The organism is Aeromonas sp. FDAARGOS 1410 (genome assembly GCF_019048745.1).
Taxonomy (GTDB): domain Bacteria; phylum Pseudomonadota; class Gammaproteobacteria; order Enterobacterales; family Aeromonadaceae; genus Aeromonas; species Aeromonas jandaei.
Genome location: NZ_CP077401.1, coordinates 2,078,865 through 2,099,559 on the forward strand (window position 1 = coordinate 2,078,865; position 20,695 = coordinate 2,099,559).

Annotated in this window: 16 protein-coding genes; 13 read left to right on the top strand and 3 right to left on the bottom strand. The window is 62.2% G+C overall.

All coding sequences use genetic code 11. The features are described from left to right. The first annotated feature begins 61 nt into the window (after nucleotides 1-61). Nucleotides 62-1,963: a transglycosylase SLT domain-containing protein gene (locus I6L40_RS09850; protein ID WP_071911728.1), complete on the top strand. Its 1,902-nt coding sequence runs from the start codon at nucleotides 62-64 to the stop codon at nucleotides 1,961-1,963. Between the two features lie 176 nt (nucleotides 1,964-2,139). Then, nucleotides 2,140-3,138 (top strand): LacI family DNA-binding transcriptional regulator, encoded by a 999-nt coding sequence (locus I6L40_RS09855; RefSeq protein ID WP_042033294.1) that lies wholly within the window; start codon nucleotides 2,140-2,142, stop codon nucleotides 3,136-3,138. 72 nt (nucleotides 3,139-3,210) lie between these two features. Here I6L40_RS09855 and I6L40_RS09860 read toward each other — a convergent pair whose 3' ends face one another. Both I6L40_RS09860 and I6L40_RS09865 read right to left on the bottom strand, forming a co-directional pair. Then, complete coding sequence (locus tag I6L40_RS09860) at nucleotides 3,211-4,275, bottom strand: 3-deoxy-7-phosphoheptulonate synthase (protein WP_071911726.1); 1,065 nt, start codon at nucleotides 4,273-4,275, stop codon at nucleotides 3,211-3,213. A 118-nt stretch (nucleotides 4,276-4,393) separates the two neighbouring features. Further along, entirely contained in the window at nucleotides 4,394-6,346 is a 1,953-nt protein-coding gene (locus I6L40_RS09865) for a TonB-dependent receptor (RefSeq protein WP_216995362.1), read from the bottom strand. 266 nt (nucleotides 6,347-6,612) lie between these two features. On the opposite strand from I6L40_RS09865, the gene I6L40_RS09870 reads away from it, so the two are divergent. The 11 genes from I6L40_RS09870 (at nucleotide 6,613) to I6L40_RS09920 (ending at nucleotide 20,313) form a co-directional block, all read left to right on the top strand. Then, nucleotides 6,613-7,761: an isochorismate synthase MenF gene (locus tag I6L40_RS09870; RefSeq protein ID WP_216995363.1), complete on the top strand. Its 1,149-nt coding sequence runs from the start codon at nucleotides 6,613-6,615 to the stop codon at nucleotides 7,759-7,761. Next, nucleotides 7,758-9,404, top strand: coding sequence for a (2,3-dihydroxybenzoyl)adenylate synthase (locus I6L40_RS09875; RefSeq protein ID WP_216995364.1), 1,647 nt, complete (start codon nucleotides 7,758-7,760; stop codon nucleotides 9,402-9,404). The genes I6L40_RS09870 and I6L40_RS09875 overlap by 4 nt, the downstream gene beginning before the upstream one ends. Beyond that, nucleotides 9,401-10,336, top strand: a complete 936-nt coding sequence (locus I6L40_RS09880) for an isochorismatase family protein (RefSeq protein ID WP_216995365.1) — start codon at nucleotides 9,401-9,403, stop codon at nucleotides 10,334-10,336. Before I6L40_RS09875 ends, I6L40_RS09880 begins: the two co-directional genes overlap by 4 nt. Further along, nucleotides 10,333-11,100 (top strand): 2,3-dihydro-2,3-dihydroxybenzoate dehydrogenase, encoded by a 768-nt coding sequence (gene dhbA, locus I6L40_RS09885; RefSeq protein WP_216995366.1) that lies wholly within the window; start codon nucleotides 10,333-10,335, stop codon nucleotides 11,098-11,100. Before I6L40_RS09880 ends, dhbA begins: the two co-directional genes overlap by 4 nt. Nucleotides 11,101-11,225: 125 nt before the next feature. Next, nucleotides 11,226-15,215, top strand: coding sequence for a non-ribosomal peptide synthetase (locus I6L40_RS09890; protein WP_216995367.1), 3,990 nt, complete (start codon nucleotides 11,226-11,228; stop codon nucleotides 15,213-15,215). Then, on the top strand, nucleotides 15,212-16,081 hold the full coding sequence (locus tag I6L40_RS09895) for a hypothetical protein (RefSeq protein WP_071911711.1): 870 nt from the start codon (nucleotides 15,212-15,214) through the stop codon (nucleotides 16,079-16,081). The genes I6L40_RS09890 and I6L40_RS09895 overlap by 4 nt, the downstream gene beginning before the upstream one ends. Before the next feature lie 253 nt (nucleotides 16,082-16,334). Continuing rightward, nucleotides 16,335-17,423, top strand: coding sequence for a pyruvate dehydrogenase (acetyl-transferring) E1 component subunit alpha (gene pdhA, locus I6L40_RS09900; RefSeq protein ID WP_216995368.1), 1,089 nt, complete (start codon nucleotides 16,335-16,337; stop codon nucleotides 17,421-17,423). Then, nucleotides 17,416-18,402 (top strand): alpha-ketoacid dehydrogenase subunit beta, encoded by a 987-nt coding sequence (locus I6L40_RS09905; RefSeq protein WP_071911704.1) that lies wholly within the window; start codon nucleotides 17,416-17,418, stop codon nucleotides 18,400-18,402. The genes pdhA and I6L40_RS09905 overlap by 8 nt, the downstream gene beginning before the upstream one ends. Continuing rightward, nucleotides 18,399-19,499, top strand: coding sequence for a dihydrolipoamide acetyltransferase family protein (locus I6L40_RS09910; protein ID WP_071911702.1), 1,101 nt, complete (start codon nucleotides 18,399-18,401; stop codon nucleotides 19,497-19,499). Before I6L40_RS09905 ends, I6L40_RS09910 begins: the two co-directional genes overlap by 4 nt. Before the next feature lie 206 nt (nucleotides 19,500-19,705). Beyond that, nucleotides 19,706-19,915 carry a cold-shock protein gene (locus I6L40_RS09915; protein WP_005302803.1) on the top strand — a complete coding sequence of 70 codons (210 nt, stop codon included), beginning with the start codon at nucleotides 19,706-19,708 and terminating at the stop codon, nucleotides 19,913-19,915. A gap of 164 nt (nucleotides 19,916-20,079) precedes the next feature. After that, a complete protein-coding gene (locus tag I6L40_RS09920) occupies nucleotides 20,080-20,313 on the top strand; it encodes a hypothetical protein (protein ID WP_225628434.1) in 234 nt (77 codons plus the stop codon). Here I6L40_RS09920 and I6L40_RS09925 read toward each other — a convergent pair. After that, entirely contained in the window at nucleotides 20,300-20,548 is a 249-nt protein-coding gene (locus I6L40_RS09925; RefSeq protein WP_033113423.1) for a TIGR02647 family protein, read from the bottom strand. The genes I6L40_RS09920 and I6L40_RS09925 overlap by 14 nt on opposite strands. Nucleotides 20,549-20,695: the final 147 nt, after the last annotated feature.

Here is a 20,695-nt window from a genome sequence, read left to right on the forward strand (position 1 = left end):
ATGGGAGGCAGTAGACCCACCGCCCGCGGGCGGTGTTCTTGCCTCGCAATGGAGATGTTCAGTGAAAGCTGTATGGGGAATTGTTTTGTCGGCGCTGTTTGCGCCGGGTCTGATGGCACAAACAGCGGAGCAGTCGCTGTACCGTCAGGCCTACGATGCGGTAAAGGCCGATGATCAGGCCCGTTTCCAGCAAATTCGAGCCCGTTTGGCTCATTATCCCCTGTTGCCCTACCTCGATTACTACCAGCTCGCCTTTCGGCCCGGGGCGGCCGATTACAACGATGTGACCCGCTTTATCCGCGAGCATGGCGACACCCCCCAGTCGAACCGGCTGGAACGCAGTTACCTCACCTATCTGGCCCAGAGCGAGCAGTGGTCGCAATTCCTGCGCTTCTATCCGGCCAAGCCGAGCTCCACCGATCTGCTCTGCATGCACTATCAGGCGCTCTACAACACCGGCAAACAGGTTGAAGCACTGCAGGGGGCTGGCAAACTCTGGATGAGCGGCCAATCCCGCCCCGATGCCTGCTCGCCGCTCTTCAAGCTGTGGCAGGCATCCGGTCAGCGTACCCAGGATAAAATCTGGCAGCGGATGACCCTCGCTTTCGAAGCGGAGAACCCCAACCTGATCCGTCATCTGGGGGCCAACCTGTCGGGTAGCCTGCAAAGCTATGGCGATCAGATGGTGACCCTGTTCGAGCAGCCAGCCAAGGCGATGAATCCCGCCTATTTCAGCAGCAATCCCTACTCAAGGAAGCTGCTCTCGCTCGGTTTGGCCCGTTATGCCAATCAGGAGCCGGAAGCGGTACTGCGTCAGCTGACGCTCTTTCGCAGCCGCTTTGGTCTGACTCAGGCCGAGGCCAAGCCGGTTGAGCGTGCCATTGCCCGTCGTCTGTTGCTGGATCGCTCACTGGCCCAGCGCAGCTGGCTCGACAATACCGTGGTGCGGTTGGCCGATCCCGATATTACCGAGCTGCGGGCCCGTCTCGCGATTTGGGAACAGGATTGGCGCGGCCTTTCCGGCTGGGTGAAAAAGATGCCGATGGCGCGTCAGAAAGAGGATCGCTGGCGCTACTGGATGGCGCGCTCCCTCGAGGTGCAGGGGCAGAAGAAACCGGCTCAGGATCTCTATCTGGAGACCGCCAACCTGCGTGGTTTCTACGGTTTTATGGCGGCCCAGCGTACCGGCGTGCCCTACCGCATGGTCAATCAGGGGGTGAAGCATGTACCGGACTGGCGCACTGCCAGCCAGCGCTGGCCCTTCCTGCTGCGGGTGCGCGAGCTGCTGTCGATGAACGAAATCACGGCGGCACGGGCCGAGTGGATCCACAACATGGATCGCAACCCGGTGGCCCAACGCATCGAGTTTGGTCATATCGCCCTCAATCAGGGGTGGCATGAACTGGCCATTCTCTCCAGCATCCGCGCCGAAGCGTGGGATGCACTGGAGCTGCGCTTCCCCAAACCCTACACCCAGACCTTCAGTCAGGTGGCGCGGGAGCGGGCGGTCAACATGAGCCTGCTCTACGCCATCTCCCGTCAGGAGAGTGCTCTTTATCCGATGGCCCAGTCACCGGTGGGGGCGCGCGGTCTGATGCAGCTGATGCCCTCGACCGCCAAAGAGACTGCCGGCAAGCTCGGTGTGCCCTATCGCAGCGAACAGCAGCTGTTTGATCCGGCGATGAACGTCCGGCTGGGGAGCGCCTACCTCAAGCGCTTGCTTGATCTCTACGATGGCAACCGGATCCTTGCGGCAGCGGCCTACAACGCCGGGCCCGGTCGGGTGAAGCGCTGGCGTGATCAGAGTGAAAACAAGCCGATGGATGTCTGGGTCGAGAGCATTCCCTACAAGGAGACGCGCAACTACGTGCAGAACGTGTTGTCGTTTGACCTCATCTATCAGCACAAGCTGCAGCAGCCGCTGCGCTTCATGTCGGACCGGGAGCTCAACCACGCCTATTGAGCACGGGGCCGCCAGTCGGCCCCGTTTTCAAATCCCGCAGGCAGCGGGTATCATCAGCAACGCTCTGTTACAAAAGGAAACATGAGTGGTGATCGGGCTCCGGGAAATGTTCCAGGGAGCGGGATATACTCGGCCGTCGGCACCAGCAGGTTCCCCTCACAATAAAGGAATGGATAGTGGCAACGATAAAAGACGTTTCTCAGCTGGCAAATGTGTCTATTTCCACCGTATCGCGCGTGATCAACAACACGGCGCAGGTCGCCCCGGAAAAGCGCGAGGCCGTATTGGCGGCCATGAAGGAACTCAATTTTCGGCCCAACAGTTTTGCCCAGGCTCTGGTCAGCAAGCGTTCCAACTGCATCGGCGTGCTGGTCGGCGACCTCTGCGGTGGCCCCTTCTTCGCCCAGATGATGCGGGGCATTGAAACCATGGTCGATCGGGCAAACAAGTTCACCATTGTGATGTCGGGCAACCATGACATTACCCGCGAGCGCCATGCCATTCAGGCCCTGCTGCAACGTCAGTGCGATGCCCTGATCCTGCACAGCAAGGCGCTGCCCGACGAGGAGCTGAGCGAGCTGGCGGCGGGCACCACTCCCATCGTCTTTATCAACCGTCAGGTGCCGGGCGCCGAAGATCGCTGCGTCTGGCTCGACAACAAGGCCGGGATCACCACGGCTTGCCAGCATCTGCTTGATGCCGGTCATCGCAAGATTGCCTTTATTACCTCCGATGACGAGGAGTTCGTCGATGGTCAGCAACGGATGGCGGGCTATACCCAGACGCTGGGGCGGGCTGGTATCGCCCTTGATCCGGCCCTGATCAGCCGCGGCTTTGCCGACGAGAACGGTGGTTATGTGGCGATGAGCGAACTGCTGGCGCGCGGTGTCGAGTTCACTGCCGTGCTCGGTTTCAACGATGGCATGGTGGCCGGAGCCATCTCCTGTCTGCTGGAGCGTGGTTACAAGATCCCGCAACAGGTGTCGGTGGTGGGGTTCGACGATATTCCCTATGCCCGCTACATCTATCCCAAGCTCACCACGGTGCGCTACCCCATCGAGGAGATGGGCAGCCGCGCCGCCGAGCTGGCGCTGCGTCTGCTCGATCACAAGCCGGTAGAGGGGTTGCCGCTCAAATTCGAAGCCCAGCTGGTGGAGCGTGAATCGGTCGCCTGATCTACGGCGAGAAGTCCTTAGCAATATGGCCCCATCGGGGCCATATCTTTATCCGCCATATGCGTTCCGGTTTTACCCCGCCAGGGCAATGCGCTGCTGGCGGCGCGCTTCCACCCCTTCGGCAAGGGTATCGAGCACTACCCGCGTCTGCTCCCAGCTGATACAGCCATCGGTGACCGACTGGCCGTAGCACAGCGGCTTGCTGGCTATATCCTGGCGTCCCTCCTTGAGAAAACTCTCCACCATGACGGCTGCGATACTGTGGCAGCCGTTGCCCAGCTGGGCAGCCAGATCCCGGGCCACGGGTAGCTGGCGGGCGTGCTGTTTCTGGCTGTTGCCGTGGCTGCAATCGACCATCAGGCGAGGGGAGAGGTGATGCTGACGCAGCAGCTCGCCAGCCTCTGCCACATGATTGCTCTGATAGTTGGGCTGACGGCCACCGCGCAGGATCAGGTGACCATCGGGGTTGCCATGACTGCGCACCAGTACCAGCCGCCCGTCACCGGAAGGCTGCGGATAGAGGTGCGCGGCCCGGCTGGCAAGGATGGCTTCGACTGCGATCCGGATGTTGCCATCGGTGCCGTTTTTAAAACCGATGGGGCAGGGGAGGGCCGAGGCCAGCTGGCGGTGGAGCTGGGATTCGGTGGTGCGGGCACCGATGGCGCCCCAGCTGATGAGATCCCCCAGATAGAGCATGCTGGTGAGATCGAGAAATTCGGTGGCACAGGCGAGCCCCTCTTGCCCGAGAACCAGCAGCAGCTCGCGCGCCTGGCGCAATCCCTCTGCCAGCCGATCGCTGCCGTCCAGACCCGGGTCGAAGACAAATCCTTTCCAGCCGAGCGTCGTGCGCGGCTTTTCGAAATAGGTGCGCATCACGACTTGTAGCTGATCCCCGTATTGGCCCTGCAGTTCGGCCAGCCGGCCACCATAGTCGCGGGCGGCGACGGGATCGTGGATGGAGCAGGGACCGATCACCAGCAGCAGGCGGTCGTCCTCTCCATGCAGAATATGGCGGGCTTGCTGGCGGCTGCGCGCTATCTGACGGGCGAGTCGGGGAGGGGCGGGGTGATCTTGCAGCAACTCATCCGGCGTGGGCAGGGTGGCAAGGGGTGATGCGTTCAGTAGTGAGGTGAACATGAGCGATCCTTATGGCAATGGAAACCTGCATGCTCATTGCTGTCCAGTGGGGATCTTCCCCTTATTGTGTCGGGCAACACAGCGCGGGCATGGGCCCGCGCTGTTGGCTTGATGAGCTTTAGAAGCGGGCCGAGCCACTGATGTAGTAGCTGCGACCCGGCTCCACGTTCTGGAAGGTGGGGTCTTTCTCCTGCAGGCGCACATCGGTCAGGTTGGTGATACCGACCCGCAGATCAAAGTTCTCGGTGACCTTGAAGCCGGTGCCGAGATCGAAGGTCTGATAGCTGGGCAGCTTGTGCAGCACCACGGCCTTGTTGACGGTCTGCTCCGCATATTGGGTGCCGGTGTAGGTGGTGCCAACGAAGGCGTTGACCCGCTCGGTGGCTTGCCAGGTCAGCTTGGCGTTGGCCTTGTGCTCCGGCCGTTCGGGCAGGGCCTGACCCTGATCGCCTTCCGCTTTCAGGTAGGTGTAGTTGGCACCCAGATTGATGTCGTCGGTCAGATCGAGCCTGCCGGTCAGCTCCAGCCCTTTGGTGGTGGCCTTCTCCAGGTTGTACCAGGTGCGGTCAGTGGAGTTTGGCAGCTGTTTGAAGGTGAGCATGTCGTCGATATCGGAGTAGAAGAGGGTGGCGCTGGTCTCCCAGATCCCTTGCCCTGCGATAACGCCCAGCTCGTAGTTGGTGCTGGTTTCCGGCTTGACCTTGTCGCTGCCATAGATGCGGCAACTGCCGCCGCAGCTCTCGATGCTGTAGCCATTGGAGTACTGGTGCGGTGCCGGCGCCTTGAAGGCCTGGCTGACACCGCCTTTCATGGTCACCACATCGTTCAGTTCGTACACCAGATAGCCGCGCGGGGTGAAGTGACTGCCGTAGATCTCGTGGTGATCGTAACGGCCGCCCAGAGTCAGGGTCAGGCTGTCGGTCAGGCCGATCTCGTCCTGAGCAAACAGTGCCTCCTGGGAGTGACTCTCCTTGCCGCCGATATCCTTGTAGCTCACCGCATCCACCAGCTCCCGATCCAGATATTCACCACCCAGGGTCAGGTAGTGGTTGGCCAGCGCCAGGTTGGTGTAGCCCTTGAGGGTGAAGGTGTTCTCCTCCAGTTCGCGCTGCTGCGGGGCCGAGTAGCTGGTATTGAAATCATCGATCTGGGAGCTTTCATAGTTGGCCATGACGGTGGTGTCACCCCAGCTCCAGTTCCCCTTGTGAGTCAGGCCAAACAGGTTGCGATCGTTCTGCTGCTGGCGGCTGTGCACCTTGTTGCCGGTCTTGCGGAAGATATCGAGGGGCCGCTCATCCTGGTTGTAGAGATAGTCAAACTCGAAGCGCTGCTGCTCATCCACCAGCCAGCTCAGGGTGGAGGCAAAGTTGCGGGTCTGCTTGGCTTCGATAAGCGGGATGCCATCGGCCGCTTCCGGCGGAGTCCAGGCCTGACGGTCATACACTTCGCCATTCATCCGGATCAGCAGGTTGTCGGTCAGCGGGCCGGTAAAGCCCAGGTTGGTTCTGTGCTGATCGCCGCCATCTTTGCCCTCGATGGCCTTGAAGTCGGCATCGGCTGCCCCTTGCCAGGTTTTGCCCGGCTGCTTGGTGATGATGTTGATGACACCGCCGATGGCATCTGAGCCGTAAAGTGCCGACATGGGGCCGCGGATCACCTCGACCCGCTCGATCATGCCAAGGGGCACCGGGGTGTTGTCGAAGTTGCCACCGCGCCACAGGGCATTGGAGGAGGAGAGGCGTTTGCCATCCACCAGCACCAGGGTGTATTTGCCCGACATGCCGCGAATGCCGATATCGCTGCGGCCATTGGTGTCGGTCTCGGCCTGGATGCCCACTTCGTGGCGCAGCAGGTCGGCAAGGTCATTGACCGGTGCGGCCTTGATCTGTTCGGCACTGATAACCGAGATGGAGGCGGGGGCCGAGCGGGTATTGTGCGCCGTGGTGGTGACGGTGATCACCTCGTCGGCTTGAGGGGCGTTGCTGGCGGCGATGGCTTGCTGGGTCAGCAGGGTGACGATGGTGGTGGCCAGCAGGCTGGGAGCAATAAAACGGGAGGTTGAGGATTTCATTATTTACATCTTCCATAAAATTCAAATGATAAGCGTTATCATTATCAAGTTGAATTTGCTCCGATCGCAACTCTTTTTTATCGGTGATGTTCGGTTTCGTTCGCCCCTCTCTTTTGACTAAAAAGAAGTTAATGAAATTAATTCTCATTTGTATTGATCGTTTTTTCACTCCTTGTTAGGATGCCGCTCACCCTGCGATGTGGTGAGTCAAATGACTCACACTCTGTCGTTTCAGGTAGTGATTCATTCCAAGGAGTAGCACCGTCATGTGTGACCATGCACTGGAAGGAGAGTGGCCCGCCACTGCGGCCGGGCTGGATAAAGTGTGCTGTTTTGCCAGCGGTGACAGGGTACTGGTCGCTTCCGGTATCCACGACAGTTTTACCGGCATCCCACCGGAGAAACTGCTCGCCCATCTGCGTCAGTTGCGCCAGCAGGGGATGGTCAATCCCATCGCCATCGGCGCGATCCCGTTTGATACCCAATCCCCCTGGCATCTGGTGATCCCGGCGCAATCGCAGTGGGTCGCAAGGGATGCTCTGTTGCCCGCCCGCTGTTGTCAGCTTCGTGGCGAGGTGAGTGAAGTGACCGGCTCTGCCCACTATCAGGGGGCTGTGCGGGCGGCACTGCAGCAGTTCAGTGAGGGCCAGCTTGAGAAGGTGGTGCTGTCACGCGCCATCGACGTGCGGAGCGCAGAGCAGACCTCCCCCGCACACGCCTTTGGCTCTCTGCTGGCCCAGAATCCGGGCGCCTATGTGTTCCAGATCCCGCTGCCGGAGGGGGAGACCCTGCTTGGCGCCAGCCCCGAGCTGCTGGTATCACGCAGCGAGATGGCGGTGGTGAGCAATCCACTGGCGGGCTCCCGTCCGCGCCACGCGTTTTCCGATCAACAGGTGGCCAGTGCCGAACTGCTGGGAGCCCGGAAGGATCGCTATGAACATGCGCTGGTGGCCGATGCGGTCGCTGAGGCCCTCGCTCCCTTCTGCCGCGAGCTGGATGTCCCCTTAGAGCCGCAGGTGATCGCCACTCCTACCATGTGGCACCTCTCGACCCGCATTGCCGGACGGCTCCATGAACCCTCTCCCGTGCTGGCACTGGCGCTGGCGCTGCACCCGACACCGGCGGTATGCGGCACGCCGCTCTCGGCTGCGCGTCAGGCCATCTCCCGGCTTGAGGGGTACGATCGCCGCTTCTACTGTGGCGCCGTCGGCTGGATGGATGCCGATGGCAATGGCGAGTGGGTAGTCACCATTCGCTGTGGTGTGCTGGCTGGCCGGCAACTGCGGCTCTATGCCGGTGCCGGGGTGGTGGTGGGCTCCTCGCCGGAAGCGGAGTGGCAGGAGACCGCTGCCAAGCTAGGCACCATGCTGCGGGCGTTTGGTCTCGAAAGCCGGGAGCCGGAGGTAACCGCATGAAGCCGCTGGTGCCCTTTACCCCCTGGCCTGCAGAGCTGGCAGCCCACTACCGGGCGCAAGGGTGGTGGCGCGGGCAACCGCTCACCGCCCTGCTCGATGACTCCGCCGAACGTTATCCCGAGCGCGCGGCCCTGATCTGCAGCGAACGTACCCTCAGTTATGGCCAGTTAAAACGTGAGGCCGATGCGCTGGCGGCGCGGCTGGCGGCGCGCGGGCTGAGTCATGGCGATACCGCTCTGGTGCAGTTGCCCAACTGCGCCGAGTTCTATATCTGCTGGTTTGCCCTGATCCGCTGCGGTGTGGTGGCGGTGCATGCCCTCTACAGCCACCAGCGGCGAGAGCTGGTGGCCTTTGCTCGCCAGATTGAGCCCGCCTTGCTGGTACTAAGCCCCTCTCACCCCGGTTTTGCCGGTGAAGGGGGAAGCCTCGCGGCCCTTGATGAGCTGGCATCACCTTCCTGTCAGACACTGTTTTTCGAGCAGGCTGAAGGGAGTGATCTTCAGTCAGGATTTGCATGGCGTCAGCCTGAAACCGTGGCTCGTGCTGATGGTTCGCCTCTGACGGCCACTGCGCCAACACCTACCCCGGCCGATCAGGTCGCCTTTTTCCAGCTCTCCGGCGGCAGCACCGGCACCCCCAAACTGATCCCCCGTACCCACGATGACTATGGCTACAGCGTGCGCCAGAGCGTGGCGGTGTGCGGTTGGGATGAGCGGGTGATCTATCTCTGCGCCCTGCCGGCGCCCCACAACTTTCCCCTGAGCTCCCCCGGCGCACTCGGGGTGTTTTATGCCGGTGGCTGCGTGGTGCTGGCAAAGGATCCTTCCGCGGCAACCTGTCTGCAGCTGGTACAGCGTCATCAGGTCAATTGGGCTGCGCTGGTGCCACCGGCTCTGGCGCTCTGGCTGGAGGCGGCCAGCCACTATCCGCAGACCTCTCTGGAGTGTGTGCAGGTGGGCGGCGCGCGCCTCAGCCCGGCTCACGCCGAGGCGGTGGCGAGCCGCCTTGGCTGCCGCTTGCAGCAGGTGTTCGGCATGGCCGAGGGGCTGGTCAACTACACCCGCATCGAGGATGACCAGTGGCACATCGTCAATACCCAGGGTTGCCCGATGAGCCCGGGTGACGAGGTGGAGGTGCGGGATAGCGATGGGCACCCCTTGCCCGATGGCGAGTGCGGCGAGCTCTGGACGCGTGGCCCCTACACCTTTCGCGGCTATTTCAAGGCTGATGCCCACAATCAGCGGGCTTTTGATCGGGACGGTTTCTACTGCACCGGCGATCTGGTCTGCCGCTTGCCCAGCGGCCATCTGATGGTGGTGGGGCGTAACAAGGATCAGATCAACCGGGGCGGGGAGAAGATCGACGCCCTCGAGATTGAAGAGCTGCTAATTACCCATCCAGATGTGCGGCAGGCGGCACTGGTCGCCATGCCTGATCCCATGCTCGGGGAGCGCAGCTGCGCCTTTCTGATGTGCCGCGCCCCCCTCAATCTGCCCCGCTTGCGCCGTTTCCTGCGCGAGCAGGGGGTGGCCGATTACAAACTACCCGATCGCCTGGTGCTGGTGGAGCAACTGCCACACACACCGGTCGGCAAGATAGACAAACAGACGCTGCGCGAGCAGCTCGCCAAGGAGTGTGCATGACCATTCAATCCCTCGCCGCCTATCCGCTGCCTACCGCTGAGGAGCTGCCCACCGGGCGGGTGAACTGGCCCTTTGAACCGGGCCGCGCCGCCTTGCTGGTCCACGATATGCAGCACTATTTCGTCGACTTCTACGGGGCGGGCAATCCGCTGATCAATCAGGTCATCGACCATATCGCCACCCTGATCCGTCAGGCGCGTGCCCTCGGTATGCCGGTGGTCTATACCGCCCAGCCCGCCGAACAGAGTCAGGCAGATCGGGCGCTGCTCAATGACATGTGGGGGCCGGGACTGACCCGAGCGCCGGAGCGTCAGCCGATTGTTTCGGCGCTGTCCCCCGAGCCGCAGGATACGGTGCTGACCAAGTGGCGCTACAGCGCTTTTTGCCGCTCACCGCTGGCCGAGCTGATGGCCGAATGGGGGCGGGATCAGCTGGTGATCTGTGGCATCTACGGCCATATCGGGGTGATGCAGACGGCGGTCGACGCCTTTATGCGCGATATCCGCCCCTTCCTGGTGGCAGATGCCATCGCCGACTTCTCCCGCGAGGATCATCTGCTGGCGCTCTCCTACGTCAGCCGCAATGCCGGTCGGGTGATTACCGTGGCCGAGGTGATGGCGGCCAGCAAACGCCCTCTGACTCGCGAGTCACTACGTGCTCAGGTGTTGGCACGGCTGCCCGCCGAGATGCAGCAGGAGCAGCCCACCGAGGATGACAACCTGCTCGACTACGGTCTCGACTCGCTGGCTGTGATGGGGCTGGTGGAAGAGTGGCGTCAGCAGGGGCTGGTGGTGGAGCTGGCCGAGCTGGCCCGCACGCCGACCCTGGCTCACTGGTGGGTGCTCCTCTCCCGTCAGCTTAATGTCAGTCAGGCCAAGGCTTATCAGGTGGTCAACGAAGATCACGTCAGCGAACCGGAGTGCACCCCATGAGCGAGTGGCAAGGTAGAACCATCTGGGTGACCGGCGCGGCGCAGGGAATTGGCCATGCGGTGGCGCGCACTTTTGCCGAGGCAGGGGCCAGCGTGGTGGCGTTCGATCTGCAACTGGCCGAGGCGCTGCCCGGCAACGTGAAGGGGGTGGTGATCGATGTCAGCGACAGCGAGGCCGTGACCCGCTGCTGCGAACAGCTGCTCGACGAGGGGCTGGGGCCCGATGTGCTGGTCAATGTCGCGGGCGTACTGGCGACCGGCAGGCTCGATGAGGTGGATGACGCCCTCTTGCAGCGCACCTTCGCCATCAACACCTTCGCCCCCTTCTACCTGATGCGGGCCCTGACCCCCTGGTTTCAGGGACGACGCAGGGGCGCCATCGTCAATGTCTCCTCCAATGCCGGTCGGGTGCCGCGGGTGGGGATGGGCATCTATGGCGCCTCCAAGGCGGCGCTGACCAGCCTCACCCAAACGGCAGGGCTGGAACTCGCCCCCTATGGGGTGCGCTGCAATCTGGTGTCGCCGGGCTCGACCCGAACCCCGATGCTGTACGGCATGTGGCAGGAGGGGGAGGCGGAACAGCGCGAAGGGGAGCTGCGCACCATTGCGGGCCTACCCGGGCAGTTCAAGCTGGGGATCCCCCTTGGCAAGCTCGGGACACCCGACGAGGTGGCTGCCTGCGTGCTGTTTCTCGCCTCTGATGCGGCCAGCCATATCACCCTGCAGGATCTGGTGGTCGATGGCGGTGCCACTCTGGGGGTCTAGCCCGCGCGCTGCCGATCTGGCAGGCGTGACACTCTCTTTATGGAGGAGGCCTGGCCTCCTCGCTTTTCAGCCATGCGGGCAGGGGCAAGCCGCTGCCCGCTCGATGTTTGCGCAAGGACATTCCCATGGAACAGACAATGGCGATGCGCGCCACCCATCAGCGTGGGGATCACCTGCGCTGGCCGCTTACCACTGCTCAGGCGGGCATCTGGTTTGCCCAGCACAAATATCCACAGAGCCCCGCCTGCAATACCGGCGAGTACTGGCTGCTGGAGGGGGCGCTGGCTCCCCATCACTTCACCCGAGCGGTGCGTCAGACCATCGACGAGATCCCCGGCCTGCACTGCGCCTTTGTGGCCACTGCCGATGGCCCGCAGATGGTGGCCAACCCCGCCTGCTGGCAGCTGAGCGAGCGGGATCTGCGCAGCGAAGCCGACCCGCTCGCAGCCGCGCAGGCCGAGATGCGTGCGCAGTTGGTCGTCCCCTTCAATCTGGCCGGGGGGCCGCTGTTTGCCACCACCCTCTATCGCCTTGGCGAGGGGCGGTGGGCCTGGTTTATCGCCGTGCACCATATCGCCATCGACGGCTTTGGCCTGAGCCTGCTCTGCCAGCGGGTGGCGAGCTGGTATGAGGCGCTCTGCATCGGCGAGCAGCCTGCTCCCTGTCGTTATGCGACCCAGCAGGAACTGTTGGCAGAAGAGGCGGCCTATCAGGATTCGCCGCGCGCTGCGCGGGATCGCGATTTCTTCGTGCAGCAGCTGGCCGGGGTGGAGAACCCGGCGTCGCTCTCCCGCCGTCCGGCGCAAGGGCCGGGCTCCACATATCGTCTTGAACAGCGTCTGGCTGGCCGCCAGTGGCAGGCACTGGTGGCTCGGGCGAGTCGTTCGGCCTGTCACCCCTACAGCCTGCTGCTGGCAGCAGTGGCCAGCTATGTGCAGCGGATGAGCGGTGCTGGCGAGGTAGTGCTGGGTATTCCGCTGATGGGGCGACTGGGCTCAGCGGCGGCCGATACCCCCTGCATGAAGGTCAATGTGGTGCCTCTGCGCATTGAACTGAGCGGCACCAGCCGGGTAGGGGCGTTGCTGGCACAGGTCGAGCGGCAATTTGCCGCCCTGCGCCGCCATCAGGGCTGCCGTCAGGAGTGGTTGCAACAGCGTCAGCCGGGCCAGCCGCTGTTTGGCCCTCAGGTCAATCTGATGCCCTTTGCCCGCACCCTCAGCTTTGGTGAAGGGCACAACCAGGTTCGTGGCGAGGTGCAGGTGCTGGCGGCGGGGCCGGTGGAGGAGTGCGCTTTCTACTTTGCCGAGGAGGCAGGCGCGATGACCCTGACCCTCGAAGCACATCAGGGGCGCTTCAGCCATCAGGAGAGCGAGCGTCATCTGGCCCGGCTGCTGGCCTATCTGGCCGCCTGGAGTGAGGCGGATGACGAGGCCGAAGCGGTGCGTTTGCCGCTACTGCTGCCCTGCGAGCAGGCTGAGCTGGCGCGCTGGAACCAGACCGACCATCCGCTGCCGACTACCACTCTGAGCGCACTGCTGGCCGAAGGGCTGGCGGCGGCAGATCAGAGCGCTATCGCGCTGGAGTGTGGCGCCGAGCGCTGGCGTGTGGCCGAGCTGCGCCAGCGTACCCGCCAGCTGGCCAGCTATCTGGCGGGGAGGGGCGTGGGCACCGGTTGTCGGGTGGCAGTGGTGATCCCGCGCGCTCCCGAGCTTATTCTCGCCCAGCAGGCCATCATGGCGGTGGGGGCCGTCTATGTACCCGTTGACCCGGACTACCCGGCGGAGCGGATCGGCTACATTCTCGCCAGCAGCGATCCTGCGCTGGTGCTGACCAGTCGCACCTTGCGGATGCCGCTCGATGTGGCCGCGCCACTTGTCTGCCTCGATGCCCCCAGTGTGGCAGAGCAGCTGGCGGCGGTAGAGTTGGCAACGACAGCACCTTGTGATCTGCCAGCCCCCAAACCGGAAGATGCGGCCTACATCATCTACACCTCAGGTTCGACCGGTCGGCCCAAAGGGGTGGTGGTGAGCCATAGCTCCATCGTCAACCGGCTGCTCTGGATGCAGCACATGTATCCCATCGGCCCGGCGGATCGGGTGCTGCAAAAGACCCCGGCCGGTTTCGATGTCTCCATCTGGGAGTTCTTCTGGCCCTTTATGACCGGGGCGCGGCTGGTGCTCGCCAAACCGGGCGGCCACAAGGATCCCGCCTACCTTGCCGAGTTGATTGAGCAGGCCGGGATCACCACCTTGCACTTTGTCCCATCCATGCTGCAGATCTTTGTCACTCAGGCCGAGCCTGCGCGTTGCCGCGCCCTGCGGCAGGTCTTCTGCTCCGGCGAGGCGCTGCCCGCGGATCTGGTGCAACGCTGGTATGGGACATTCTCCGCCCCTCTGCACAACCTCTATGGCCCGACCGAGGCGGCGGTGGATGTCACCTGGTATCCCTGCCGGGCAGACGAGGCGGTGACCAGCGTGCCCATCGGCTATCCGGTCTGGAATACCAGCATCCACATTCTCGACCCCTGGTTGCAACCGGTGCCCCCCGGTGTGGCGGGGGAGCTCTGGATCGGCGGCGTACAGGTGGCGGAGGGCTATTTTGGCCAGCCCGAGCTCACCGCCGAGCGCTTTATTGCCAACCCCTTCGGGGCGGGGCGGCTCTATCGCAGCGGCGATCTCGCTGCCTGGCGTGAGGATGGCGCCATCGAGTATCTGGGGCGCCTCGATTTTCAGGTGAAGATCCGCGGTCAGCGCATCGAACTGGAGGAGATCGAGCAGGTGCTGCTGCGCCATCCCCGGGTAGCACAGGCTGTGGTGCTGGCCCCCGAATTTGCCCCCGGCGATCGCCGTCTGGTGGCCTATGTGGTGGCCGCAGATAGTAGCGAGTTGACGCTGGCCGAGCTTACACCTGCCCTTGGCGCTGCCTTGCCCGACTACATGGTGCCGGGGCTCTTGGTAAACCTGGCCGAGCTGCCGCTTACCCCCAATGGCAAGCTGGATCGCAAGGGGTTGCCGCTGCCTGATATGGCGTCGGCGGTGGGTCAGTCACTGCCGAAAACCCTGCTGGAGGAGCGGCTCTGTCGCCTCTTCGCCGAGGTACTTGGGCTGGCACGGGTCGGCGCCGACGATAACTTCTTTGCCCTCGGCGGCCACTCGCTGCTGGCGGCGCAGCTGGTGGTGCGCATTGAAGAGTCGACCGGACAGGCGCTCACTCTCGCCAGCCTGTTCGAAGCGCCGAGCCCCGCCCAGCTGGCGCGCCGTCTTGGCGGTGAGCGGGAGGCCATGCCCATGCTGTTGCCCCTGCGGGCGCCCGGTGCGCAGGCGGGTACATCAGGCCCCACCCTCTTTTGCGTCCACCCCGCAGGGGGGCTCGGCTGGTGTTATGCGCCGCTGGTGCCCCATCTGCCGGCCGACATGGCCGTCTATGCCCTGCAGGCAAGGGCGCTTTGCCAGCCGGATGCCCCGCTGCCCGCCAGCTTCGACGAGCTGGCTCTCGACTATGTGACCGAGCTGCGTCGTCAGCAGAGCGAGGGGCCCTACTGGCTGCTCGGCTGGTCGCTCGGGGGTATGCTGGTGCACCGGATGGCCGCCATGCTGCAAGAGCAGGGACAGGAGGTGGCCATGGTGCTGCTGCTCGACGCCTACCCCTGCCAGCAGTGGCAAACCCAGCCGTTGCCCGACGAGCAGCGGATGCTCGATGCGTTGCTGCGGATGGGGGGGATTGCGGTTGCGGACGATGCGCTCGATTCCCTTACTCGGGGCGACGTGGTGGCCCGACTGGGGGCAGAGGGGAGTGCGTTGGCCATGCTCGACGAGCAGGTGGTGAGCGCCATGATTGAGCTGGTTGGCCACAACAACCGGCTGATCCGCCAGCCGGTCGACTACTGCTACCACGGGGAGGTGATCTTTATCGAGGCGTCAGCCTCCCGCCAGCTCTGGCTGGATGGACGTGGTTGGGAGCCGCTGACAAAAGGCGAAATCCGTTATGAGCGCTTCCCCTGCCTGCATCAGGAGATGGTGCATCCCGACTGGCTGGCAAAGGTCGGCGCCCTTATTGGTGAGCGGGTCGATGGGGTCGGGCAACAACCGCACATCCGGCAGGAGGGGGGCGCATGACCCCGGTTGCCGCCATCCGGGAAGCCTTGCTGGCGGGCAAGCTGGTGGGGCTGGGGGAGCCGCACTGGCACCCGGATTTTATCCGACGTCAGCACGCCTGGCTCTGCGATCCGGCGCTCTGGGGAGTCATGACCGATCTGGTGCTGGAGTGCGGCAACCGCCGCCATCAAGGCTTGCTCGATGCCTGGTTGGCGGGGGAGGAGAGCTGGCAGGGGGCGCCGCTGACGCTGGGGCGGCTCTATCCAGTCTGGCTCGACTCCTGCGCCTTTCCCGCCTGGATGGCCCCCGAGTTTCCGGCCCTATTCGCGGCCCTGCGCCAGAGCAATCTGGCGCGCCCTGAACATATGCGGCTGCGGGTGCATCTCTGCGAGCCCTCATTCGAGTGGCAGGAGATGAGCCCGGAGCGGTGGCAGCAACACAACAGGGGACGGGATCAGGCGCTGGCCGACGATCTTCTTGCACTTCCCGCCCGCGGCGTGGTGGTGCTGGCAGGGGCGCGTCATCTGCTCAAAGCCGCAGGGGATCCCCACTTTGCTCAGCCGACGCTGGGCCAGTTGCTGGAGGCAGCACGGCCGGGCTGGCTGCATGTCATTCACCCCTGGCCAATGGTTGCTGGGAAGGGAGATGAGGAAGAGGAGCGAGTGTGCGATCTGGCAGGGATTGCGACCGCCGATCTCTATCCCCACTGGCCGGTGCATCCGCCGCTGGAAACTCTTATCGACAGGTTGGTGCGCGTTGCTGACAGGGGGCGGGAGATGCGAATTTGCCCCACCTTGCTGGCCGAGTCCTGGCGTAGCCGCTTGTTGAGTCGCGCTCACCTGCTGCCAGTTGGCATGGCCCGCCAGCTGCAACAGTGGCTGGCGTAACTGCTGACTTGAGTAACTCAATGGGGGAGCAAGGCTCCCCTTTTTCACATTTTGCATCCTGCATTCAGCGCTGCAAAGTTGCACCATTTACGGCATACCTTGCAACTCATCGCCGAAAATTCAGCTCCTTCGCTACTTTAAAGAAGTTTCTACTGGTCTTACCTGAGTAAATCCCTTTGCTTTTTATTTAACAAGGTATTTACATCTAAGTGTCACCAGCATCGGTGACGCCTACAACGGCAAGGAGCCAGTTATGACCCATGTCGACATCCCTTTCCTTCGTTACCTCGATGCGGAAGGGGGCCCGGTCGCCACCTTACCGACCTGGCTGGACAAGGCGATACTGCACACCTTTTACCGCAATATGGTGATGGTGCGCAGTTATGACAAAAAAGCGATAGCGCTGCAACGAACCGGCAAACTCGGTACTTTTCCCTCCCATCTCGGCGCAGAAGCCGTGGGGATTGGCATTGGTCTCGCCATGCAGCCGCAGGATGTCTACGTTCCCTACTATCGGGACATGCCCACCCTCTATGTGCGGGGCGTACCGATGGAGAAGAACCTGCAATATTGGGGCGGTGACGAGCGGGGCAGTTATTTTCTCAAACCCGATGGGACTCCCTCTGAAGATCTCCCCATCTGCGTCCCCATCGCCACCCAGATCACTCACGCCTGCGGCATTGCGTCTGCCTTCAAACTGCGTAATCAACCGCGTGTCGCCGTGGTCACCATCGGCGATGGCGGCACCTCCAAGGGTGATTTTCTGGAGGGGCTCAACTGCGCCGGTGTCTGGCACCTGCCGATGGTCATCATCGTCAACAACAACCAGTGGGCCATCTCGGTGCCACGCAAGCTGCAATCGAGCGCTCCTACGCTGGCCCAGAAGGGGATTGGCGCCGGGGTGCGCAGCCTGCAGGTGGATGGCAACGATGTAGTGGCGGTCTACGATGCTGCCCGCAGTGCCGTAGAACGGGCCCGCAGCGGCAAGGGGCCGACCCTGATCGAGGCGGTCAGTTATCGTCTCGGCGATCACACCACGGCCGACGATGCCACTCGCTATCGCGATGGGGCCGAGGTTGAGGCTGCCTGGGCGAAAGAGCCGGTCAAGCGGCTGCGCCAGTTTATGCATAGCAAAGGCTGGTGGGATGAAGAGCAGGAGCAGAGCCTGCTGGCGGAAGCCACCCGAGAGGTAGAGCTGGCGGTCGCCCGCTATGAGGCGATGGCGCCCCAGCCGCCGGAGGCGATGCTCGATTATCACTACGCCAGCCTGCCCACCGAACTCGTGCCCCAGCGCGAGCGAGTGATTGCCAAGGGGATGAAGCAGGAGGTTGGCCATGAGTGAGATTAGTTTGCTCGAAGCGGTCAACATGGCCCTTCACTACGAGATGGAGCATGACCCGGATGTGGTGGTACTGGGCGAGGATGTGGGGGTCAACGGCGGGGTGTTTCGCGCTACCGTGGGGCTGCGCGACAAGTTCGGTTTCAAGCGGGTGATCGACACGCCGCTGGCCGAGGGATTGATCGCCGGGGTGGCGGTCGGTATGGCCACCCAGGGGCTCAAGCCGGTGGCTGAGTTCCAGTTTCAGGGCTTCATCTTCCCCGGGATGGAGCAGATCATCTGTCAGGCGGCGCGGATGCGAAACCGCACCCGTGGCCGTCTCTCCTGTCCCCTTGTCTATCGCTCCCCGTATGGCGCTGGCATTCACTCGCCGGAACATCACAGCGAGAGTGTCGAGGCGCTGTTTGCCCATATTCCGGGGTTGCGGGTGGTGATCCCCTCCAGCCCGAGGCGTGCTTATGGCCTGCTGCTATCGGCCATCCGCGACCCGGATCCCGTGATGTTTTTCGAACCCGACCGCATCTATCGCTCGATGAAATCCGAGGTGGTGGATGACGGTGTCGGCCTGCCGCTGGATGTCTGCTTCACCCTGCGCCCGGGCCGGGATATCACGGTAGTGGCCTGGGGGGCCTGCATTCAGGAGGTGATGCGGGCGGCGAACCTGCTGGCCGAGCAGGATATCCAGTGCGAGGTGCTGGATCTGGCCACCATCAAGCCGCTGGATATGGAGACCATCCTCACTTCGGTACGCAAGACCGGCCGCTTGCTGGTGGTACACGAGGCGTGTGGCAGCTTTGGGGTCGGAGCCGAAATTGTGGCTCGGGTGACCGAGCAGGCACTTCCCAGCCTCAAGGCGCCGCCCAAACGGCTGACCGGCGTGGATGCAGCCGTTCCCTATTATCGCAACGAAGCGTATTACCTCATCACCGAGCTAGATATCGCTGATGCCGCTCACCAGCTGATGGAGAACCAGTGGCTATGAAATTTTTCAAATTACCGGATCTGGGTGAAGGGTTGGCCGAAGCCGAGATCGTCGAATGGAAGGTGAGTGCCGGTGATACCGTCGAGGTCGATCAGGTGCTCTTGTCGGTGGAAACGGCCAAGGCGCTGGTGGATGTGCCCTCTCCGGTGGCCGGGGTGATCGCCCGTCTCTGTGGCGCCGAGGGGGATATCCTCCATATCGGTGCGCCGCTGGTGGAATTCGAGGGGGGTGAGGATGATGGCACCGTGGTGGGCAAGGTTAGTGCCCATCAGCAACATATCGAGGATCACTTCGTAGTGGGGGCCATTGCCCAGGGGGGGGCGCTGGTGCAAGCCATGCCAGCGGTGCGACTGCTGGCACAAAAACTGGGTCTGGATATCGACCGGATCAAGGGAAGTGGCAGTGGCGGTATGGTGACCGAGCTGGATGTGCAGCAGGCGTTCGAGGCTCAGCAAAGCAGTGGCAACGAGTTTCTCAAAGGGTCACGGCGGGCCATGGCCAAGGCGATGGAGCTCTCTCATCAGACGGTAGTGCCGGTCAGCATTACTGATGAGGTGGATTTGCGTCACTGGCGCCCTGATGAGGATGTAACGGTGCGCCTGATCAAGGCCATTGGCGTGGCGTGCCGCGCCGAGCCCTCGATGAACGCCTGGTTTGATGGTGAAACCCTGTCAAGGCGGCTGTTTAAAGAGGTCAATGTGGCCATCGCGGTGGATTCAAAGCATGGCCTCTATGTGCCGGTGATGGAGAATGTGGCCGAACGGGAGGGGGCTGATCTGCGGCAAGGGCTGGATCGGATGATCGCCGATGTGAAGGCGCGCGCCGTGCCCCGCGAGATGTTGCAGGGGGCGACCATTACGCTCACCAACTTCGGCGCCATCGCAGGCCGTTATGCCAGCCCTATCGTGACGCCGCCGCAGGTGGCCATCATAGGGGCAGGCAAGTTGTTCGAGAAAGTGGTGTTCATCCATGGTGAGGCCCGCCCGGTGAGAGCAATGCCGCTGTCGATGACATTTGACCACAGAGCCTGTACCGGCGGCGAGGCGGCACGCTTCCTCAAGGCTCTGGTACAGGCGCTGGAAGCGCCGACCCTGTAACGGTTGTGCCCTGCCGTTGGCAGGGCACAAATTTGTTTGCGTAATCTACAAAGCCACGTATAATCCTAGGCAGCTTGAAAGGGCGATAGTTATGTCAATGAATTTGATGTTTTACATCTTTTCCTGTTGTTCATAAATTAATCCCGTTTTTTGAGCTTTACCCGCTGAAAAGCATAAGTAATTATTTTGAATACAGGTTTAAAGATATGTCTAACATGATCACCGGTACCGTTAAGTTTTTCAACGAAACCAAAGGTTTTGGCTTCATCCAGCAAGAAAACGGCCCGGACGTTTTCGTTCACTTCAGCGCCATTCAAGGTAACGGTTTCCGTACCCTGGCTGAAGGTCAGCGCGTACAGTTCTCTGTGACCCAAGGTCAGAAAGGCCCGCAGGCTGAGAACGTAACTGCTCTGTAATTCTTACAGAATTTAAGAAAGCCGTGGTACCTCTGGTACCACGGCTTTTTGTTTGTATGGCCTTTGTTCCTGACTCATACGGTGTGTGAATCATGTTCCAGACCCTGTTGCTCCTGACTGCATTGACCCCGATTGTGGATGAACCCATACCGGTGCAGGCCGCCATGGAGGCAGAGAGGGTTTGCCAACAGTTTGTCCATGTGCGGCTAGGTGAAGAGCGGCAACCGGACGAAATTGAGGCCCGCCTGATCCCCGACAGGGAGTCAGAGTGGCTGGTCGATGGCAAAGTAAAAGGACCCGAAGGTCCTTTGCTGTTTGCCTGTCATCTCCATCAGGGAGAGCGCTGGGAGCTGCTCAACTTTTCGCTGTGGGCTCCCCAGCCGGTCAAAGCGGTTTGAGTGCGACCAGCAGGTGCTGCAGATGCTCTACCATGGTCATGCCAAACGGGGTGAGGTAGCCGCCATCTTCGGCACTGATGAGCCCCTGCTGATGCAGGCGAACTGCTGCCTGGCACAGCTCTTCAGACATGTCGCTGCGTAATTTGATCCCCAGGCTCATGTTGGCCGGATCAAAGCATGCCAGTATCTTCAACTGGTTTATTACGTCATCAGAAATCTGATCGATACCAATCATGGATCTACTCCTTACGCTAAAGATGTATGCAAACTAGCACTCCCGGATCCACTTTAGTGGGCGCTGGTTCAAACTATTGGTCTTTGTCTCAGCCATACCCTGTCGAGTGCTGTTTTTTTGGGCGTAATCAGATGGTTGGCACTTCTC

What these genes read in the sequence shown, in the direction of transcription:
- I6L40_RS09860 (WP_071911726.1), bottom strand. Translation starts at nt 4,275, where the DNA reads ATGTTCACCTCACTACTGAACGCATCACCCCTTGCCACCCTGCCCACG.
- I6L40_RS09865 (WP_216995362.1), bottom strand. Translation starts at nt 6,346, where the DNA reads ATGAAATCCTCAACCTCCCGTTTTATTGCTCCCAGCCTGCTGGCCACC.
- I6L40_RS09870 (WP_216995363.1), top strand. Translation starts at nt 6,613, where the DNA reads ATGTGTGACCATGCACTGGAAGGAGAGTGGCCCGCCACTGCGGCCGGG.
- I6L40_RS09875 (WP_216995364.1), top strand. Translation starts at nt 7,758, where the DNA reads ATGAAGCCGCTGGTGCCCTTTACCCCCTGGCCTGCAGAGCTGGCAGCC.
- I6L40_RS09880 (WP_216995365.1), top strand. Translation starts at nt 9,401, where the DNA reads ATGACCATTCAATCCCTCGCCGCCTATCCGCTGCCTACCGCTGAGGAG.
- dhbA (WP_216995366.1), top strand. Translation starts at nt 10,333, where the DNA reads ATGAGCGAGTGGCAAGGTAGAACCATCTGGGTGACCGGCGCGGCGCAG.
- I6L40_RS09890 (WP_216995367.1), top strand. Translation starts at nt 11,226, where the DNA reads ATGGAACAGACAATGGCGATGCGCGCCACCCATCAGCGTGGGGATCAC.
- I6L40_RS09895 (WP_071911711.1), top strand. Translation starts at nt 15,212, where the DNA reads ATGACCCCGGTTGCCGCCATCCGGGAAGCCTTGCTGGCGGGCAAGCTG.
- pdhA (WP_216995368.1), top strand. Translation starts at nt 16,335, where the DNA reads ATGACCCATGTCGACATCCCTTTCCTTCGTTACCTCGATGCGGAAGGG.
- I6L40_RS09905 (WP_071911704.1), top strand. Translation starts at nt 17,416, where the DNA reads ATGAGTGAGATTAGTTTGCTCGAAGCGGTCAACATGGCCCTTCACTAC.
- I6L40_RS09910 (WP_071911702.1), top strand. Translation starts at nt 18,399, where the DNA reads ATGAAATTTTTCAAATTACCGGATCTGGGTGAAGGGTTGGCCGAAGCC.
- I6L40_RS09915 (WP_005302803.1), top strand. Translation starts at nt 19,706, where the DNA reads ATGTCTAACATGATCACCGGTACCGTTAAGTTTTTCAACGAAACCAAA.
- I6L40_RS09920 (WP_225628434.1), top strand. Translation starts at nt 20,080, where the DNA reads ATGGAGGCAGAGAGGGTTTGCCAACAGTTTGTCCATGTGCGGCTAGGT.
- I6L40_RS09925 (WP_033113423.1), bottom strand. Translation starts at nt 20,548, where the DNA reads ATGATTGGTATCGATCAGATTTCTGATGACGTAATAAACCAGTTGAAG.